This is a genomic window from Rhodoferax sp. (assembly GCF_018780565.1).
Lineage (GTDB): Bacteria > Pseudomonadota > Gammaproteobacteria > Burkholderiales > Burkholderiaceae_C > Rhodoferax.
In genome coordinates this window covers 1-19054 of the sequence record NZ_JADMJN010000013.1, presented here as the reverse complement: position 1 = coordinate 19054, position 19054 = coordinate 1, and the positions used below count along the sequence as shown (strand labels likewise).

Below are 19054 nucleotides of genomic sequence, written 5' to 3'. Positions count from 1 at the left end.
TTGTAACGCGTTGACCGGGCTACTGCGCGCCAAGACTTAGCACCAGCGTACCGTCCCAGTTGCCGGTGGCATTGCGCACCAGGCGCGCTTCGCCGGGAACCACGCGTGCATTCAGACGCGCCTGCATCAGCCACTGCGCCATGGCGTCCGGTGCAATGGCTTTGAGCGTCACCGTGGCGCGGTCCCCCGCCACCGTCAGTTGCGCCACCGGCCCCAGGGACTGGACCGATGCTTCGATGGCGCGTCGCGTGTCGTCATAAGACATCCGGGGCTGGGCTTGCAGCGCTTTGGCCTGCGCCTGCAGGCGCAGCATCTGCTGCAGCCGGGCATCCAGCAACCGGTGCTGACCCTCGGCCCCGCGCAGGGTGGCCAATGCGGGTGCCACGGCCACCCACCACAGCAAGGCGCCCAGCATGAGCGCGACCGCACCCAGCACGAGCCGTCGCTCCCGAACCGAAATCTCGTCCCAGCGCGCCCGCAGGCCTGGCAGCAGCTTCATGGCACGGCCTCCTGCTTGAGAAGAAGGCTCTCTTTCTCCACCGTGAGGCGGTACCCCAGAGGCTGAAGCTTGAACGACGCCTGCGTCACATACTCAGGTGCCAGTTGGATGCCCTTCAGCCGCAATTCGCCAGCTACAAATTCAACAGCATTTACAGCACTGTTTTCGGGGGCAATGGAGCCAAATGCATCCAGCATCACGTCCAGGTCATGACGTGATGGCGCGCCGGTGCCACGCTGCACCAGCGCCACTTCCCTGGCCATCTGGATGGGGGCATCCACCACCACCCGCACGCTCGGGAAGGTACTCGTCAATACCTCGTTGATGGCAGCGCGCTTGGCATTGATCCGGGACTGCTCTTTCCAGGCCCATGCATTCAGGCCTACCAGATTGACCACCAGCAAGGACAGCAGGGCCACACGGGCAGGCCGCCAGCGCGACGAACGCGCAAAGCCGAGCATCCCGGCCGACAGGCGCTTCCAAGTTCTGGCGCGGCCCGAATTCACCAGATCAAATTGCGCCAGATCCCAGGAGGACTGCAGTGCCTGCACGCACCGCTGCGCACTCTGCTGCAGGGTTACCGGTCGCTTGAACAACTGCTCCGCCAGAGCGGCCATGACCGGCTCGGCCACCACGGCAGCGGTATCGGGCGGATTCAGCAACCCCACACTGACCACTGACAAAGGCCATGCCACCACACTGCCGCGGCTGGCGCAGACCACACTGGCATCACCCGGTTCGCCAATCACATGGAACTCGTCTGCCAGCGCCTGCGGCGTGAACTCCGGCACGATACGGCTGACGGGTCGCCCGGATTGCTCCAACACATGCAGCGCGCCACGCAACCACGCACGGTCGCACACAGCGACCCACACCGGTCCATCGGCCGACGCGGCGGGTTCCATGGCAAAGTGCAGTTGGGCGGTTTCATCCAGCAGGCGATCCTCCAGCAGACCTTCCAGCACGGCGCGCAAACGGGGTTCGCCACCTTCCTGCAGAAAACTGCGGCTCAGTGCTCCCACCGGCAACTGCACCTGATGCCACGACAACTGGCGAATCGGCACCAGGGCAACCACGACACCGCCCGCACGCTCGAGCTGCGGCAACAGCGCCAGTGGCACGCGCGAGTGCTCAGCGACCGTGCTGCCATCGGGTGTCAGCACATAGTCGTACAAGGTGGCCGCATCCCAGGGGGCTTGCGAAAGGGTGACGATAAGAGTGGTCATGCGCAGGTCTCTTCGATCATTGTAGGGGGGTGGCCGCTTGCGCCACCCCGCGCTGCCGCGACAGGGTTTTCACATCAAGCCCCTCTCGTTGGACCACGAAGCGCTCCTGCACCGTGGTGTCACCCACCCGCAGGCTTCCGCGTATTTCAAAAAAGCGTGACGCCACGCTGTGCTGCGAATCATTGAATTGCGCCGCCGCATTGCCGCCAGCCTTGCTGGCATCGCCAAAGGAGGTCAGATGGGCAGCATTGCGCACACGCACCATCCGGTGGGCATCGACCAGCTTGTAGGCCTCGACGCTGGCATAAATCACTTCTGCCGAAGCGGTATTAAGATTGACCGGCGTTGGCACCGGGAGCCATGTGATGTAGGGGCGGATCGCGGCCAGGGTTTGAGGGGACAGACCGAGCCAGACAAGCTGCTCGATCGTGTTGGGCAGCAAGGGCATCGCCGGGTTGACTCGGCCTTGTTCGCCGGTATCTTGCGCAAGACGCAAATTTTCAGCCATGAGCGCCAACTCGCGCTCAGGCAAATCCAGCAGCTCAAACAGCCGGGAAAACACGAGGCGACTGGGTTCATGGATCTTGGCGTCCTGCACCAGATTGAATACATTCAGGCGCGACTGCAAATCCACGATCTGTCCCGAGAGGAACGCGTCCAGGGCTTCGTCAGCACCTGGCGCGTCATTGCGGTCGGCCGCCAGGAAAGAAGACAAGCGGGCTTGGGCAAGCGGCACCGCCCAGGGTTCCGCCAGATGATCGGCGCCACCCTTGCGCGCGTCTTCGCGCAGGATCAGTCGAGCCCAATCGAGCGCGCCTATCAGTACCCACGACGATTGGGTGCGGGAGCGCTCTGCCGTTTCAACCTCCACGCCACGCCACTGCTGCCACAACACTGCCGACGCCAGGGTGGCGACCAGCACGACGGTGAGCATGGCCAGCAGAATGGCGGCGCCGCCTTGTTTGCGCCAGCGGCCTTGCTTCATTTGCCGCCTCCCAAGCCGGGATGCAACCAATCACGCGTCAAGGTGCCGCTGATCGCCTGGCCGGGTGTCAGGGACAGTACCACGCGCACGCCATCGGGCACAGCGGATTCAGCCCCCGTCCTGGCATCGGCGGCGGCGCCCTGGCTGGACAGCGGATTGCTCCACGCGCCGCCTCGGTAGTAGTAGATTTGCCAACGGTCCAGCGGCACAATGCGCACCTCGCGCTTTCGCTCTTCATCGCCGGGATTCTGGGCCCACAAGGCGGCCTTGTCCCAGGCCTGCTGCAGCTCGACTCGTGTTCGCAAGGGGGGTGACTGCCAGCGCAACCACTGGCCCGCCCCGCCAATGTTGCGCTGCGACCAGGCCACGACACGCAAACCCTCGGCAGGTGTCGCTGCGCTGTGGCGCAACATGCGCAGGGCACGACCATCCCAGTCCAGACCCGGCAATGAGGGCTGCTGCGCCAGAGCATCCAGGTCAGCGCTCCACTGCGCCAGACCGGCCTGCAATGAGAGCACATCGTCCGCATGCTTTTGCGTCTGGGTTTGCGTCCGCGTCATGGCGTCCAGGCCGCGCCAAGCCAGGGTAGCCATCAAGGCCATCAGGGCCAGTGCCACCAGCAGCTCTACCAAGGTAAAGCCCTTGCTGCGGCCCATCAGGATGCGACGGCCCGGCATCAGAAACGCCCCACGACGGTTGACAGGCGCAGCACCGAAGTCTCGCCATCCAGCACCTGCGCATCAACGCGACGAAAGTTGGTGTTGGGTGTGGGCCGCACGGCCAGAACCACCGAAAACACCCGCCCTGCCTGTTCGCAAGTCATGCTGGCGTCACCCACACCCGGCATCTGCCGGGACAGACGCAGCTTGATCAGTTCGTTTTCCGCGCAAACCTGTGCCAGCAGCACATCCACCTGGCGCTGGGCATGGCGGGTCAGGGCGGATGTGGCCTGCAAGCCCGCCAGCAGCGCTGTGGCCACAATGCCCAGCGCGACCAGCACCTCGACCAGGGTGAAGCCTTTCGCCTCCCCTCTTGCCTTTGCGATCCGTCTTGACGCCATGGCGGCAGGCCTCACGGCGGGGCAGACTGCACGGCAAACGGACGAAGGCCGTCCGTGGCGAGACGCACGCTTCGTCCCGGCTGACTCAGCGACACCAGCACCACCTCTTGTGGCCCGATGATGGGCTCGGGGCCCAGGAGAACGTCAGCAGAGCCCATCACACCTGTGTCCTTGTCAAGCCATTGCTGCGGCAGCACGGATGACGCCAGGCCTTCAAAACGAAACCCGTCAGGAGCAGCATGCCAACGCACCGGTACACCTGTCACACGGGAGCGGGCGCGTGCCGATTCAAACAGGGCGCCAAGTCGCTGCGCCTCGCGGTCCAGCTGCACCTGGGATGAGTCACGCATGGCTAAGCCCACGCCCGCCGAGGCCATGGCAATGATGGCCACCACCACCAGCACCTCCAGCAAAGTGAAGCCGGCCGAAAGTCCCGGGCTATTGCCAGCTGCCGAGGTCTGCATTTTTACCCTCGCCGCCAGCTTGGCCATCGGCGCCGAAAGACATCACATCGACTTCGCCCTTGATGCCGGGATTCAGGTACAGATAGGCACGGCCCCAGGGATCGTTGGGCAACTTGTCGACATAGGGCTTCCAGTTGGGCGGCACCGGGCCCGCCGCGGGCTTGGTCAACAGGGCCTGCAGACCCTGCTCGGCGGTGGGGTAGCGCTGGTTATCCAGTTTGTAGAGCTTGAGCGCCTGCATCAGGTTATTGGCGTCGGTTCTGGCGGCGGTCACCCGTGCGTCGTCGGCCCGGTCCAGCACATTGGGCACGATCAGCGCGGCCAGCACACCGATGATCAACAGAACCACCATCAGTTCGATCAGCGTAAAGCCGATGTGAAAACGACGACGTGAAGTTGCGGGGTTTGCTTTCATGGGGGGAGGCACCACTTTCAATCTTGATCCGTTCAATGATAATCGAGCCATGCAGACTCAAGCACATCGCACGTGGTGGCCCAAAATCGCCACTTTTTCGCTGGCCGCCATCGCCGCTGGCAGTGCCGCGTATTGGGTCATGAAATGGGTCGCCATAGCTCCTGCGGGCTCCATCGCACCGGTCGTCTTTGCGGAGCCGGTTCAGTCCGACCCGCAAGTGGTGGCACGCCTGCTGGGCGGTGGCCAAGCCAGCGCGGGAACGACGCCCGTGGACGCGGGTCCTGCGCCCGACAACGCGGCCAACCGGTTCAAGCTGATGGGGGTGGTCGCGGATCGCACCCACAGCGGGCACGCATTGATCTCCGTCGACGGCCAACCGGCCAAGCCTTATCGGGTGGGTGCCCAGGTGAATGAAAACCTGGTGCTGAAGTCTGTGTCGACCCGCAGTGCCGCCTTGGCCACCCGTCTGGATGCACCCGCATCTGTCAATCTGGAACTGCCCGTTTTGGCTCAGCCGTGATAGCATGATTGCGGAATTTGGCGCCGCTGATTCCAGGCTTGCCGATACCCAACGCGAGGAGCGAACATGAAGTACACCGACGACATCGACGATCCGCGCCGCCTCTGGCTCATCCAGGCGCTCTCTGCCGGCCTGTTTGCCTCCGGGTTGGGCAATGCTCATGCGATTGGCTTCAGCATTTTCGGCAACAAGCCAAGTAAATTACCCCCGGGACAATCGATCTATGGCCTTTCCGGTGACGTCAAGGTCAACAACCAGGACGCCACTTTGGCCACCCCCATCAAGCCGGGCGATACCGTGCAGACGGCCAAAAACAGCGAGATTGTTTTCGTGGTCAACAGCAATGCCATGATCCTGCGTGCAGACAGCAAACTGGTGATCGAGCCGCCGGACAACTCCGCCAGTTCACTCATCATTGCCGGACTGCGCATGGTGACGGGGAAATTATTGTCAGTGTCTCGCAACACGCCGATGCGGGTCAACACGCCCACAGCCACGGTAGGCATCCGTGGCACGGGCTTCTATATTGAAGCCGAGCCGGACCTCACCTATTTTTGCACCTGCTATGGCTCCACCGAGGTTCAATCCAACAAGGACCCGGCCAGCAAGGAAACCATCAATGCCACGCACCACGATCGCCCGGTTTATATCGTGGCCGAGGGTGATGCCGGCAAAAAAATCCGCAACGCGCCGTTCATTAACCACACCGATCAGGAGCTGTCCCTGATCGAGACCTTGGTCGGACGCAAGACCCCGTTTATCTTTTCAAAAGACGCTTACAGCGGCCCGCGACGCAGCTACTGATTGCGGCGCCCCGCTGCGGTCGTGGAATGGAGCCGCAACAACCCCACACCTGCAGCACGCTATTCCGGTGCGCCGTTCAGAATCCAGCCCAGAATCTTGTCGTAAGCCACCCGATCGGGTGCAGGGTCGCCGGGTGGCAAGCCCGCAATATTCAACACCGTTGCCCCACCATGGTGGTTACCCGTCGGTTTGCGAAGCAGGGCGCTGCCTGCAATGTCCGCAAAGTTGATGCGCCCCCTGAGTTCCCTGTAGAACCAGCTGTCATCGGTGGCATTCACAACACCATCGGCATTGCGATCAAAGTCGGTATACCAGATAGGTGGACCGCCGCCTGCCGTGTGGCACCCGCTGCAAAAACCCGGCGCACCCTGCAAAATTGCCTTGATATGTGAGAAACGCAATGCTGTCGGGTCATAAGCCAGGGCGGCATCAACCACTACGGTGAGGGATGCGGGCGCACTCTGTGTGGTGCCATTGCCCGTGATGAGCTGCAGGACATACGTGCCGCTGCCTGGCGCCGTGAAGAGCGGCGCGGAGGTGGTCGCATTGGTCAAGGTTGCGCCAACCGGCCCCGATGTAATCGACCACTGGTAGGTGCTGGAATACAGGCTCATCGCCGCCGACAAAGTGGTGCCAAGCTGCTTGACCACCCGGTCAGGCCCGGGGTCTGCCACGGGGGCTCCGGGCTGGGTGCTGGTACTGGTAAAGCCCTTGCTGCTCAGGTAGGTGGCCATGGGGCCGTAGATGCCGGGGGTGCTCCAGTACTTGTCGTAGATCAGCTTGGCCAGCGGCATGTTGCCACGGTCCAGCACATGCGCCTTGATGCGGGCCGAATAGCCATCAAACTTGGCAAAAGATTCAAAGTCAATATCCGACTGGTTGCCCGTACCCCGCAGCAAGTGGCACACCCGACAAGCCTGGGCCTGGGTATTCAGATACAACGCCGACTGAGCAGCCCAGCCCGCTGGCACATAGGTATCCGTGGTGTTGGCAGCGGCGTTCTGCAGGGTGTCTGCCCCACCACCGTACATATCCTTCAGGTGGGCGGCCACAGTACCCTGGTATTCGTCATTGATGGCGGTGCGCCGGCAGGCATCATCCCCGGTAGCCGCCCCGGGATTGGGCAAGGAGCACAGCACCATCTTGTTGATGGTCTTGATCTTGGACTCCAGCATGACGCGGGTAAAGCCCGGCGTGCTTGAAAAATCAAAGGACGCCGGCTCCAGGGGATGCAGCTGGGCGCCCAGATCGCCGCGCACACCCCCCTGCGCAGGCAGCACCACGTCGGTGGCGGATGCGGCATTCATCAACCGTGCAAACAATGCCTTGCCTGTCGCTGAGCCGGTGGCGGGTGTCAGCGGGTCGCCCCGACCGCCGTGACAGGACGCACAGACCGTGGGCAGGGCCTTGGCGCCGCGGCCATCCAGATTGCCCATCATCAGGCGGGTACCGGTGACGGGATCGAAGGTGTAAAACTTGACAAACTTGATCGTGCCGCCCGGACCGGGGCTGAACTCAATGCCGTTGGTGCCCAGGTGCCATCGGGACTCTGAAACGATGGCGGCATCCAGATTGAGCGACGAATAAGCACCGTAGGCCCCCACCAGATAGTTCTCCACCACAAACGCGAGGGTGCCATCGGCGTTCTGCCGTGCTGTCATTTTTCGACCGTAGCCCAAATCGCGCTGATCGCCCACGATGACCATTTCTTCGCCCAGTGGTCCGCCAGCCGTCCCGAATCCGTTGAAGGCCTTGAACTTGGCCAGCGTGTCCCTGTCGTTATTGGGATCAATGGCCTCGTAATATGCCGTTGCATAAGCCAGTGAGGCCACCTGCAGCGTACCGTCATCCTGCTTCTGCGGGTTAGGAAACAGCAAGAAACTGTCAGGTCCGCTGGTTGGCGTGAAGACTCGGGGCGCCCCGGGAAAAACATCGGTGGAACCACCGCCGCCACCGCACGCGGTCACGATCAGCGTCGAGGCCAGCAAGCCAATCAGGTTGAGCAGACGGCGCCAGTGCATGGTTCTCCCCCTCTCAAAAACGCAGCAGGTAGTTGGCGAACAACTGATTGGCGACATAGCTTTTCGGCGATGTCGCCCAACTCGGTCGCAGGTCGGGCGTGGACTCCACGCGTCGCCACGAAAAATCAAGTCCTGAACGCGGCCCGAGCGAAATGTTGTAGCCCACGTTGGCGAGCCAGGTCGTGCCGTACAACTGGTAGCTGAAGAACTGTCCACCCGTGAATGCATCGTCCGCCACAAAAACTTTGGAAATCGTGACGTTTTCGAGCGACGCCCTGCCGGTCGACACAATGTCGCCACGCCGATACTCGGCTCCCAGATAGAGGGTGCTCCTGGCAGTCAACGCGTAGTCGAGATTGAAGCGCACCGAAGAATCCATGGTGTCGAAGACCGCGCTTCGGCCGAACCGCTGGTTATGCGCCAGCGCCGCAAACAGACCAATGCGATCGGTCAGGGGCTGCCGAATGGAGATGCCCAGCGAGTAACGGTATCCATCCCGCAGGTCAGAGTCAAAGTCCTCGGCGGTGAATTTGGCAAAAACGCCCAGAGTGGGTGCATCAAACTCTGACGACTCACGGTACTGGTATTCACCCTCCACCGTCAAACCCAGACGGCTCAAGCCCCGGTAGTTCTGAAAGCGTTCCGCACCGATTGAGCCTGTCCACACCAAACGGGATTGCTCGGAAACCGCAACGACACGACTCAAGCTGACATTGACGCTGACGGCCGAATCGCTGAGCTTGTCAGCGCCGTCCTTGGCACGGGTCACATTGTCGTCAGCCGTCAAGCCGGCATCCACCTGAACGTCATTGTCATCATGCGAAGTGTCGGCCCGCGCACCGGACGCTGAACCCAGCGCCAACAGAAGGACGATGCATCCGGGGGCAAAAGCGCCCTGGATTTTCTTCACCGCATCTGACAACCAAAAGACCATACGGAATGCTCCCTGCAAGAGCGTTGACAAGTGTCGGCCAAGCACTTTTGACCAACGTCAAAATCAGTGTAACCAGTTGTTCCGCTGCCGGCAAATACTTATCCCAAAGCCACCCGCATGGCATCCACCACGGACTTGTAGTCAGGCTTGCCGAAAATGGCGCTGCCAGCCACGAAAGTGTCCGCCCCGGCATCGGCCACACGGCGAATGTTGTCGATCTTGATGCCGCCATCGACCTCCAGACGAATGTCCTTGCCGCTGGCCGTGATGCGCCGGCGCACATCTTCAATCTTGCGCAGCGCCGAGTCAATGAAGCTTTGTCCGCCAAAGCCGGGGTTGACGCTCATGATCAGGATCAGGTCGATATCCTCAATGACCCAGTCCAGCACATCCAGCGGCTGCGCCGGGTTGAACACCAGACCCGCCTTGCAGCCCTTGGACTTGATGGCCTGGATGCTGCGATGCACGTGGCCGGAGGCGTCGGGGTGAAAGCTGATGAAATCAGCACCGGCATCCGCAAAGGCCGCAGCCAAAGCATCCACCGGTTGCACCATCAGGTGCACATCAATGGGAATCGCCACACCCGCTGCCGTTTTGGCGTGGGGTTTGAGCGCGCTGCAAATCATGGGTCCGAAGGTGAGGTTGGGGACATAGTGGTTGTCCATCACGTCAAAGTGAATCCAGTCGCTGCCCGCGGCAATGACGTTTTTGATCTCCTCGCCCAAACGGGCAAAGTCGGCCGAGAGAATGGAAGGCGCAATTCGGTAGGTCATGGCAGTGGATTGAAGAAGTCTGGGGGAAAACAGGATTGAAATGATGAGGTCATCAGAATGGGTATTTTCGCAGGTAGCATTGCACTATGTCCAAGTATCAATTTCGCGTCGAAGTATTGCCCCAATTTCTGGCGGATCAGTCAATCCCCGAGCAGGACTTGTATGTGTTTTCATACACCATTTCCATCACCAATACCGGTGAAGTGCCGGCCCAGCTGATCTCCCGCACATGGAACGTGAATGACGCCAACGGCCACACGGAAAAAGTGAAGGGACTGGGCGTGGTGGGGCAGCAACCGCTGCTCAAGCCTGGGCAAACCTTTGAATACACCAGCGGCACACGTCTTCGCACGCCCACCGGCACCATGCACGGCAGCTTTTTTTGTGTCGCCGAGGACGGTGAAAAGTTCGATACCGACATCCCCATGTTTGTGCTCGATGCCCTGAGTGCCGGCGGCGGAACGCGCACCCTGCATTGACCCTTGCCCCATGAAAGCAATGGGTGAGTTTGACCTGATCGAGCGTTATTTCAAACGCCCGGCCAGGCAAGCTGTGCTGGGCGTGGGCGACGACTGCGCCCTGCTGCAAGCCGCGCCGGGCACGCAGTTGGCGATCTCCAGCGACATGCTGGTCGAGGGTCGTCACTTCTTTGCCAACGTGGATCCCTGTTTGCTCGGGCACAAGGCTCTGGCCGTGAACCTGAGCGACCTGGCGGCCTGCGGCGCCAAGCCACTGGCCTTCACCCTGGCATTGGCGCTGCCACGGGCCGAGGCGGCTTGGCTGGCACCGTTTTCCCAGGGATTGCTGGCCCTGGCCGACGCACATGCTTGCGAACTGGTGGGTGGCGACACCACTCAGGGGCCGCTCACTATCTGCATCACTGTGTTTGGCGAAGTGCCGGTGACGGACGGCCGATCTCAGGCGTTGCTGCGCTCGGGCGCGCGGGCCGGCGACGACCTGTACGTCAGCGGCACACTGGGCGACGCACGGCTGGCGCTGGAAGCCTTGCGTGGCACGGTCTCGGTGCCCGCCCCGGTGCTGGCGGCCGCCCGGCTGCGCCTGGAAGCGCCCACCCCCCGCGTGGCGCTGGGGCTGGCCTTGCGCGGCATTGCAACTGCGGCCATCGACGTCAGTGACGGCCTGCTGGGCGACTTGGGCCACGTGCTGAAGCAATCCGGCGTGGGCGCTACCGTAGACACCGATGTCGCTCTTGGTTTAATAGCGTCTCATGCTGACTATTCGGGGGCCGGAGGTCAATTTTTCAGTCAGATCGCGCCGGACCAGTGGCTGGCATGGGCCCTGGCGGGGGGGGATGATTACGAACTGCTGTTCACCGCGCCGACAGCGGCCCGCGAAACCGTCTCAGCCGCCGCCCAAGCCAGCCTGACCCCTGTAACCCGCATCGGACGCATCCATGCCGAACGCGGCCTGCATCTGGTGGATAAGCACGGTCACACGGTGAACAACACGTTCTGTTCTTTCGATCACTTTGCCTGAACGCCCGATCCCAGCCTTGGTGACCTGCCGGAAATGGCATGCGGCATTCAAGCGCTTCGAGTGCCCCTCCACGATAATCGCCCCATGCTTCAGAACGAGTTTCCTCTTCAGAGTCCGGCGACACCCAGCCCCATGGGGCTGGCACCTGTGCGTCCGAGTGCGCGCTTCATGCTCTCGCATCCGGCTCACTTCATTGCCATGGGTTTTGGTTCAGGGCTGAGCCCGGTGGCGCCAGGCACGGCCGGCACCTTGTGGGCGTGGCTGGCCTTTCTCGCGCTGCAGCCCTGGATGAACGATGCACGTTGGGCCTTGCTCATCGCAGCGTCATTGCCAGTGGGTTGGTGGGCCAGCACCGTCACGGCCAAAAACATGCGCGTGCTCGACCCCAGCAGTGTGGTGTGGGACGAAATCGCCGCCTTCTGGCTGGTGTTGTGGCTGGTCACCCCGGCCGGCCTGTGGGCCCAGTTTGCAGCCTTTTGCCTGTTCCGCTTTTTTGATGCCGTCAAGCCCGGCCCCGTGGGCTGGGCTGATGCGCTGTTTCATGGTGTGGACGCCCGTACCGACCCTTTCGCCTGGCGCAAGGCCGGCTTTGGCATCATGCTGGACGATGTGGTGGCTGCCGCCTGCGCCCTGTTCGTGATCGCCGCATGGAGATTTTTTCAATGACCGAAACGCTATCAAAACCAGCGCTGACTGCGCATGATTTATGCGGACAATTGGCCGATTTGCTCCTCAAGAAACAGCTTCGGCTGGTGACTGCCGAAAGCTGTACCGGGGGCATGATTTCTGCCGCCTGCACCGATCTGGCGGGCTCCAGTGCCTGGTTTGAGCGTGGCTTCGTCACCTACTCCAACGATGCCAAGGCAGAGTTGCTGGGCGTTGAAGACCGCGTGCTGCGTCGGGCTGGCGCGGTCTGTGAAGCCGTCGCACGTGCCATGGCTGAAGGCGCACTGGCGCACTCCAAGGCGCAGGTGGCGGTGGCCGTTACCGGAGTGGCCGGGCCGACTGGCGGCAGCCCGTCGAAGCCGGTCGGTACGGTCTGGTTCGGGTTCGCCTTGCCCGGCCAGGTGGTGACCGAAAAATGTCACTTCCCCGGGGATCGCGCCGCAGTTCGGACGGCCACCCTGCAACACGCGTTGACGCGGCTGGTGGAACTACTGAGCTGATCCGGCCGAAGTGGACGCACAATAGAAAAATATTCCCACAGGCCTGCCTACCGATGAGTCTGCTGCTGCGCATGGTGTTGATCGGACTGACGCCGCTTTTCCTGGCGGGTCTGGGTATTTTTTTCTCGGCGAGCTGGGGCGTGCTTCTGGGGCTCACCTTGATCGGCATTGGACTGACGGTCTGGATGTACCAGCACGGCATCATCCGCCACATGCACCTCTCAGACCAGGCTGGCGAGAACCTGCAACATCAGCAGTCCTTGCTTCAGGCAGCGGTCGACAACGCGCCACTGATGATCGGCATCAAGGATGCGGACGGCCGCTACCAAATGATCAACCGCGAGTACGAGCGGCAATTTGGTTTTTCCAGGCAGCAAATCATCGGCAACCGGGATGTGGATGTTCACCCGGCGGAAACTGCACGCATCTTTCGCACCAGCGATCTCAAGGTACTGGAGAGTGGTGAAAAGATGACCTATCGGGCGATGGTGCAGAGCCAGGGCCAATGGCGCCAACTGGAAACCACCAAATTCCCGCTGCGTGGCGCCGACCAGCAGATTGTTGGAGTCGGTCTGGTCTCCACCGACATCACCGAACTGGCGGCGTCCCAGGAAAAATTCGCCCGCGTGTTTCATGCCAGTCCGGACTGGATCGTCATCACCCGGCTCAGCGACAGTGTCGTGGTGGAAGCGAACGAGGGCTTTGAACGCATCAGTGGCCACAACTTCCGTGAGGCCGTTGGACAGCCGCTGGGGAGCTTCGATATCTGGGTTCACCCCGAGCAGCGTGCAGCCATCATCGAAAAGCTTTTGCGCGATGGCGCCGTCAGCGACACGCTGGTGCAGCTTCGCAGACGGGACGGCAGTGTGCTGGACTGCATCGCGAACGCCACCCTGATCGCGCTTGAGGGGGAACAGAATTCACATGCCGTGTGGATTGCCCGGGACGTCACCAGGGAGCACGCAGTTCAGGCGCAATTCGTCGCAGCGTTCCGTCTGACACCCGAATTCATGTCGATTACACGCGTGAGCGATGGCCGGTATGTCGAAGTCAACGAAGCCTTCGAACGCTTCACCGGGTACACACGAGATGAGGTCGTTGGGCGAACTTCACTGGAGTTGGGCCTTTGGAACAAGGCCTCGCAACGGCAAGCCGTGCTCGATATTTTCAAGACCCATGACGTGGTGCGGGAATTCCCGGTGGAAATGCGCAAAAGGGATGGTCAGGTGCGCGTGACATTGCTCAACGCTGCCCTGTACAAAACTCATGGTGAACGCTTCATGCTGGTTGTGTTGCGGGACATCACCGATGCCCTTCAGACAGAAAGAAACCTCCGCGAAAGCGAGGCGAGATTCGCCAGTCTTTTCGAGCAGTCGCCAATTCCCACGTCCTATACGGTGGACACTGACAACTACACAAGCAACCACCGAAACGACGCGTTCTACAAGACCTTTGGCTATTCGCGCGATGCGCAGCACGGCACACTGCCGCCCAAGCAAGGCATATGGGCCCACGCCGAGGATGCCGAAAGAGCGCAGCAAATACGCCTCAACGAAGAGGCGGTGAGCAACTGGGTGGTCGAGGTGGTGTGCGGCGACGGCTCACGACGCTGGGTCTCTCTTTACGCGTGCTTCATTGTGGAGCCCCATCGGAAAATCGTGGTGAGCACGCTGATTGACATTACCGATCAACTGCGCGCGCGGCAGGAAATTCTCGATCTCAACGCCCAACTGGAAGACCGGGTCAGCGAACGTACCCGCCAGCTGCAGGACGCCAACACCGAGCTGTCAAAAACCTTCCACACCTTGAGCCAGGCCAAGGACCAACTGGTGCAATCGGAGAAGCTGGCGGCATTGGGCGCGCTCGTCGCCGGTGTTGCACATGAGCTCAACACACCTATTGGCAACGGCCTGACCGTGGCCAGTTCGCTTGAGTTCAAAACCACGGAGTTCACGAAGTCGATGGCGGGCGGCTTGACGCGCTCCACCCTGGACAAGTATGTGGCCGATGCCCGGTCGGCCTCCAGCATCATGGTCAGCAACCTGACGCGTGCCGCAGATCTGGTGCGCAGCTTCAAGCAGGTCGCGGTGGATCAGACCAGCTCCAAACGGCGCGAGTTTGAACTGCAGGAAGTGGTGTCCGAGATCGTGCTGACGCTCAGCCCATCCATCCGCCATTCCGGCTGTACCGTGGTCACGGACATCAGCGCAAATCTCCGGTTCGACAGTTACCCAGGGCCTTTGGGGCAGGTTCTGAGCAACCTGATCAACAACGCCATCATTCACGGCTACGGCGACGGGCAGGGCGGCACCATCACCATGCAGGCACGCGCCGCAGGCATCGACGAGGTCGAACTGGCAGTGATCGACCAAGGCCGGGGCATCGAATCGGCCAACCTGAAACGCATCTTCGAACCGTTTTACACCACCCGGCTGGGCCAGGGCGGCTCGGGACTGGGGCTGCACATTGTGCACAACATCGTGACTGGCGTGCTGGGCGGCACGATCGACGTGCGAAGCAATCCCGGCCAGGGCGCTGTGTTCACGCTGCGCTTGCCAGTCAACGCACCAGCGCTGGATTCAGTAGCCGGCGATCTGTAGACAACATGCCCGGTCGGAACCAGCACCCGCCAACCGGCATCGGCAAAGGCACGGGCGGCAGCCTGCCTAAAACGACGGAGCGCGCCAAGAATTAGGGCCGTTCACTTCACAATTGCATGAATAAAAATAACAAACATGCATTTATGAATAGCATTTCGGGACCTGTTTTTGACTGGAGTCTGGTCCGATCAGTCATCGCTGGTGGCCAGAAAGATCGGCGATGTGCGCCTGGGCGCCTTGCGAAAACCGGCCGACCTGCTGCACCACGAACTGATCGGCAGCGATGCAGATACATCCATTCTGCAGGGTTTCTCGGCCATGGGGGTCCCCGTGAAGCGGGAGAACTTTGTGTTGCGCACGGATGATTTCATCGCCCAGTGGAGGGCCGTGCAGGCTGGACTGGGCGTGGGCTTTTGTGCCAGCTACATGGCCGACAACGAACCCGATGTGATGCAGGTTCTTGCGGGTGCGCTGAAGATGTGACCCCCTGCCCATGTGGCTGGCAGTGCATCGTGAAATCCGCGCCAACCGGCGCATTCGCGCGGTCTACGATTTTCTGGCGGAAACACTGACGCACATGATCTGAAAATTTGCTTTACCCTGCGGCCTGTCAAGACAGTTTTCCGTATTCAGTCCACCCCATCGCGAGAACCACAGCATGCACCCCAACACCCAGACCCTGAACAAGTTCTATGCCGCCTTCGCGGTGCTGGACGCTGACACCATGGCCAGTTGCTACGCCGAAGATGCGGTGTTTGAGGACCCGGCGTTTTCGCTGCAGGGACGTCATCAGGTCGGCGGCATGTGGCGCATGCTGTGCGCGGTCACCCAGGCCAAGGGGCGCGACGTCTGGGCACTCGAATACCGCGATGTAGAAGCGGACGCCACGCAAGGGCATGCGCACTGGGAAGCCCACTACCGGTTCAGCGCCACCGGCCGCCTGGTGCACAACATCATCGACGCCGAATTCAGCTTCAACCCCGAAGGCCTCATTCGCGTGCACCGTGATCACTTCAATTTTTGGCGCTGGTCACGCCAGGCCCTGGGTGCCCCTGGCTTGCTGCTGGGCTGGACTCCTTTTCTGCAAACCAAAGTTCGGGCACAAGCCGACGCCAACTTGCAGAAATTCCTGACAAAAGCGGCGTGAGCCCGGCACCGCCTTCGCTGCGGCGAGGACCTGCATTGACAAAACGCAACTGCTTTTTTCTGGCGCCCTCAAGAATGCCGTGATGTGGTGTTTAAGAGGAGTGTGAATGAAGTTACCAGTGCAAATCCAATTCCATGGCATGGACGGGTCTGACGCGCTCGCGGCCAATGTTCAGGAGCATGTGCTCAAGCTGGAGGCGCTTGCCAGCGACATCATGGCTTGTCGCGTGCTCATTGATCTGGAGCAAAAACACAAGCACCAGGGCCGCCCGATCGGCGTGCGCATTGATCTCACGCTGCCGGGACATGAACTGGTGGTGAACCGGGTGCAGCACGAGGATGCTTATGTTGCACTGAGGGACGCCTTTGACAGCATGAAGCGCCAACTCAGGGAAGTCAATCGACGGCGCAAGCGGCAGGAAAAACTGCACGCGACTCCCTTGCACGGCGAGTTGGTCCGACTCGACGACAGCGGGGGTTTCGGATTCATCCGAACACCGGCGGGCGATGAATACTATTTCAGCAGGGACAACGTGGCTGGCACACCGTTTGAACACATGCAGACTGGCAGTGCCGTGCAGTTTCTGCCGGAATTGGGCGGCGAGGGACGCCAAGCCAAGCGTGTGAGCATGGGCAAGCATGGCACCACGTGAGATGTGGCCAAAACAGCAGGTGGACTGCAATGTCAATGCAACCGGGAGAGCACTATGGGAGAGCGTTTGACCACGGGTGAAATTTGCACGCGCGAGGTGACCATCGCCTTCAGGCGTACCACCATCAATGGCGCAGCGCGACTCATGCGGGAGAACCATGTAGGTTGCCTGGTTGTGGTTGATGAGGTGGGGGGCCTGCGCACCGTGGTGGGCATGCTGACCGACCGGGACATCGTGACCGCCGTGGTAGCCGCCGACTTGGTCCCCGCCACGCTTTGCGTGGAAGACGTGATGAGCATCGATCTGATTGTGGCGCGCGAAGATGACTCGTTGATCGACCTCGTGCGGTCTATGCGCCGCAAGGGCGTACGCCGCATTCCCGTGGTCGGCGCGCAAAATGAATTGATCGGTATTGCGACACTGGACGATGTACTGGACATTCTGTCGGAGGAACTGTCCTTGCTGGTGACCGCCATTGGCAGCGAGGGCAAGCGCGAGCGACAACTGCGCAGCAGTGTCTCCCGTCTGGCTGCATAGCTGCGCCACGCTGCGGGTGGCACGCTCTTCTCAGTTGGCGCCGTGGCACTTCTTGTATTTCTTGCCACTGCCGCAGGCACACAAATCGTTGCGTCCGGGCGTAGCTTCCTTGCGAACCGTTTCCACACGGGGGCCCAGATTGCGCCACAGCTCGCGCAAATCGTAGACTGCCCAGATGCCATCGGCAAACGCATTCAAACGATTGAGACTCATGCTGGGGGGGCCGTCATCGCTGAACACGGACAGCGTGGGCGGATCGACATCGTCTTCGGTCAGTGCCACGATCGCCTCCAGCGCTTCGTTCAGCCATTTCACCGCCTCTTTATCACGAGGCGCGGCCCATTCATCCGGCCACGCCTCCACCGCGAACATGAAGCCCAGGGCCCAGACTTGACCAAATGAAGGCAAGTCCTCGTCTGCCATGGCGGCACGCTCGTCCTCGGGCAGGGCTGCAACGGCACCACGCACATCCATGACCTCGGGTTGGTAGGCTGCATCGTCGTCAAGCGTCTCTACTTCCGCATTGAGCGATTGCGCCACTTCATTCCAGCGCCGAGTCCACAGTTCAAAAAAACGCATTTGCTGATTGGCGTCGGCAAACGAGCCTTCGTCCTGCACCCCATCCGGACCGATCGCCAGCAACACCGGCAGATACTCCGAGGCCGCAATGACACGGCGGCAGCAGATCAGGGCGGCCATGAAGCCCTCGCAGAATTCCCATTGCGGGGTCTCGTCATACCGGGTCCGCAAATCGTCCAGGATGGTGTCGATTTCGTCAAATTCGTCAGGACTCAGGGACTCTGAGGCAGGAGGTGGGGTCATGTCAGCGGGCGGAGTTGGGTTCATGGTCGCGGCCTGGCGTTGTGGTCGAGGAATACCCGTATTTTGCCCTGCAACGTTCACCGGGTACAACGCGCAAGCCCGCGCCCCTGTGCAAAACACAGGCTGACTGGTATCGTCAGTCCCGAGGAAACCTACCCATGCTGCATCACCTGAACTCGATTTTCCCCGTCCGTTACACGGCTTTCGGCCTGAGTGTCATGAGCTTGCTGCTCAGCCTTTTCACCCTGGTGGGCTTCGGCGTCGGGCTGGGTACGGGGCTGCTGTCTCTGATCCTGGTGGGTATCGGCATTTATGACCTGAGGCAAAGCAAGCGCTCCATTTTGCGCAATTACCCCATCATTGGCCACCTGCGCTTCATGATGGAGTTTGTGCGACCGGAGATACGCCAGTATTTCATCGAAAGCGACAGCGAGGCCACACCGTTCTCGCGTGCACAACGCTCACTGGTGTACCAGCGCGCCAAGGGCGATTCCGACAAACGCCCGTTTGGCACCCAGCTGGCGGTGTACGCAGACGGCTACGAGTGGATGAACCATTCGATCGCACCTACGCGCCTGGCCTCGCATGATTTTCGCGTCACGATTGGCGCCACCACCGCACAGCCCTACGACGCAAGCGTGTTCAACATCTCCGCCATGAGCTTTGGCGCCTTGAGCGCCAACGCCATCCTGGCACTCAATTCGGGCGCCAGGCGCGGTGGCTTTGCGCATGACACCGGCGAAGGCTCGATCTCGGCGCACCACCGCGTCCATGGCGGCGACCTGATTTGGGAGGTCGCTTCGGGCTACTTTGGCTGCCGCAACGACGATGGCAGTTTCAACGCCGACAAGTTCGCCGCCAATGCCTGTGACCCCCAGGTCAAGATGATCGAGCTCAAGCTCAGCCAGGGCGCCAAGCCGGGCCACGGCGGC

The 19054-nt window shown here is 61.3% G+C and carries 23 protein-coding genes; 12 read left to right on the top strand and 11 right to left on the bottom strand.

The features are described from left to right. Positions 1–19 precede the first annotated feature (19 nt). From gspM to gspG, 7 genes are read right to left on the bottom strand one after another with little or no spacing between them, the layout of a single operon-like run. Entirely contained in the window at positions 20–499 is a 480-nt protein-coding gene (gene gspM / locus IV109_RS17255; RefSeq protein ID WP_296699645.1) for a type II secretion system protein GspM, read from the bottom strand. Beyond that, the gene (gspL, locus tag IV109_RS17250) at positions 496–1725 is read right to left on the bottom strand and encodes a type II secretion system protein GspL (RefSeq protein WP_296699642.1); all 1230 of its coding nucleotides are present in this window, start codon (positions 1723–1725) and stop codon (positions 496–498) included. Before gspL ends, gspM begins: the two co-directional genes overlap by 4 nt. A 16-nt stretch (positions 1726–1741) precedes the next feature. Next, complete coding sequence (gene gspK, locus IV109_RS17245) at positions 1742–2710, bottom strand: type II secretion system minor pseudopilin GspK (RefSeq protein WP_296699638.1); 969 nt, start codon at positions 2708–2710, stop codon at positions 1742–1744. Then, complete coding sequence (locus IV109_RS17240) at positions 2707–3387, bottom strand: prepilin-type N-terminal cleavage/methylation domain-containing protein (RefSeq protein WP_296699634.1); 681 nt, start codon at positions 3385–3387, stop codon at positions 2707–2709. Before IV109_RS17240 ends, gspK begins: the two co-directional genes overlap by 4 nt. Further along, positions 3387–3770 carry a type II secretion system minor pseudopilin GspI gene (gspI, locus tag IV109_RS17235; protein ID WP_296699630.1) on the bottom strand — a complete coding sequence of 128 codons (384 nt, stop codon included), beginning with the start codon at positions 3768–3770 and terminating at the stop codon, positions 3387–3389. Before gspI ends, IV109_RS17240 begins: the two co-directional genes overlap by 1 nt. Positions 3771–3781: 11 nt before the next feature. Beyond that, positions 3782–4234 (bottom strand): prepilin-type N-terminal cleavage/methylation domain-containing protein, encoded by a 453-nt coding sequence (locus tag IV109_RS17230; protein ID WP_296699623.1) that lies wholly within the window; start codon positions 4232–4234, stop codon positions 3782–3784. Beyond that, positions 4209–4649, bottom strand: a complete 441-nt coding sequence (gene gspG, locus IV109_RS17225) for a type II secretion system major pseudopilin GspG (protein WP_296699619.1) — start codon at positions 4647–4649, stop codon at positions 4209–4211. The genes IV109_RS17230 and gspG overlap by 26 nt, the downstream gene beginning before the upstream one ends. A gap of 49 nt (positions 4650–4698) precedes the next feature. Here gspG and IV109_RS17220 point away from each other — a divergent pair, with 49 nt between their 5' ends. Both IV109_RS17220 and IV109_RS17215 read left to right on the top strand, forming a co-directional pair. Then, positions 4699–5169: a type II secretion system protein N gene (locus IV109_RS17220; RefSeq protein WP_296699614.1), complete on the top strand. Its 471-nt coding sequence runs from the start codon at positions 4699–4701 to the stop codon at positions 5167–5169. Positions 5170–5235: 66 nt separating this feature from the next. Then, on the top strand, positions 5236–5973 hold the full coding sequence (locus IV109_RS17215) for a FecR family protein (protein ID WP_296699609.1): 738 nt from the start codon (positions 5236–5238) through the stop codon (positions 5971–5973). 59 nt (positions 5974–6032) lie between these two features. On the opposite strand, the gene IV109_RS17210 is transcribed toward IV109_RS17215, so the two are convergent. The 3 genes from IV109_RS17210 to rpe form a co-directional block, all read right to left on the bottom strand. Further along, on the bottom strand, positions 6033–7994 hold the full coding sequence (locus IV109_RS17210; protein ID WP_296699606.1) for a hypothetical protein: 1962 nt from the start codon (positions 7992–7994) through the stop codon (positions 6033–6035). A 13-nt stretch (positions 7995–8007) separates the two neighbouring features. Further along, positions 8008–8928, bottom strand: coding sequence for a hypothetical protein (locus tag IV109_RS17205; RefSeq protein ID WP_296699602.1), 921 nt, complete (start codon positions 8926–8928; stop codon positions 8008–8010). A gap of 98 nt (positions 8929–9026) precedes the next feature. Then, positions 9027–9701: a ribulose-phosphate 3-epimerase gene (rpe, locus tag IV109_RS17200; protein ID WP_296699600.1), complete on the bottom strand. Its 675-nt coding sequence runs from the start codon at positions 9699–9701 to the stop codon at positions 9027–9029. Positions 9702–9787: 86 nt separating this feature from the next. Between rpe and apaG the strand changes: the two genes are divergently transcribed. The 9 genes from apaG (at position 9788) to IV109_RS17155 (ending at position 17300) form a co-directional block, all read left to right on the top strand. After that, positions 9788–10180, top strand: coding sequence for a Co2+/Mg2+ efflux protein ApaG (gene apaG, locus IV109_RS17195; RefSeq protein ID WP_296699599.1), 393 nt, complete (start codon positions 9788–9790; stop codon positions 10178–10180). Positions 10181–10199: 19 nt separating this feature from the next. Continuing rightward, positions 10200–11198: a thiamine-phosphate kinase gene (gene thiL, locus IV109_RS17190; RefSeq protein WP_296699810.1), complete on the top strand. Its 999-nt coding sequence runs from the start codon at positions 10200–10202 to the stop codon at positions 11196–11198. Between the two features lie 132 nt (positions 11199–11330). Beyond that, positions 11331–11864 carry a phosphatidylglycerophosphatase A gene (locus tag IV109_RS17185; protein WP_296699808.1) on the top strand — a complete coding sequence of 178 codons (534 nt, stop codon included), beginning with the start codon at positions 11331–11333 and terminating at the stop codon, positions 11862–11864. Continuing rightward, a complete protein-coding gene (locus IV109_RS17180) occupies positions 11861–12364 on the top strand; it encodes a CinA family protein (RefSeq protein WP_296699597.1) in 504 nt (167 codons plus the stop codon). Before IV109_RS17185 ends, IV109_RS17180 begins: the two co-directional genes overlap by 4 nt. A 53-nt stretch (positions 12365–12417) precedes the next feature. Then, positions 12418–14964, top strand: a complete 2547-nt coding sequence (locus IV109_RS17175) for a PAS domain S-box protein (RefSeq protein ID WP_296699595.1) — start codon at positions 12418–12420, stop codon at positions 14962–14964. 168 nt (positions 14965–15132) lie between these two features. Beyond that, positions 15133–15447 (top strand): LysR substrate-binding domain-containing protein, encoded by a 315-nt coding sequence (locus IV109_RS17170; RefSeq protein ID WP_296699593.1) that lies wholly within the window; start codon positions 15133–15135, stop codon positions 15445–15447. 175 nt (positions 15448–15622) lie between these two features. After that, positions 15623–16111, top strand: coding sequence for a nuclear transport factor 2 family protein (locus IV109_RS17165; protein ID WP_296699591.1), 489 nt, complete (start codon positions 15623–15625; stop codon positions 16109–16111). Positions 16112–16217: 106 nt separating this feature from the next. After that, entirely contained in the window at positions 16218–16763 is a 546-nt protein-coding gene (locus IV109_RS17160; RefSeq protein WP_296699588.1) for an HPF/RaiA family ribosome-associated protein, read from the top strand. Between the two features lie 54 nt (positions 16764–16817). Continuing rightward, on the top strand, positions 16818–17300 hold the full coding sequence (locus IV109_RS17155) for a CBS domain-containing protein (protein ID WP_296699584.1): 483 nt from the start codon (positions 16818–16820) through the stop codon (positions 17298–17300). A 30-nt stretch (positions 17301–17330) separates the two neighbouring features. On the opposite strand, the gene IV109_RS17150 is transcribed toward IV109_RS17155, so the two are convergent. After that, entirely contained in the window at positions 17331–18122 is a 792-nt protein-coding gene (locus tag IV109_RS17150) for a UPF0149 family protein (protein WP_296699581.1), read from the bottom strand. Positions 18123–18280: 158 nt separating this feature from the next. On the opposite strand from IV109_RS17150, the gene IV109_RS17145 reads away from it, so the two are divergent. Next, a partial coding sequence (locus IV109_RS17145) for a glutamate synthase-related protein (protein WP_296699576.1) occupies positions 18281–19054 on the top strand: 774 nt, incomplete at its 3' end.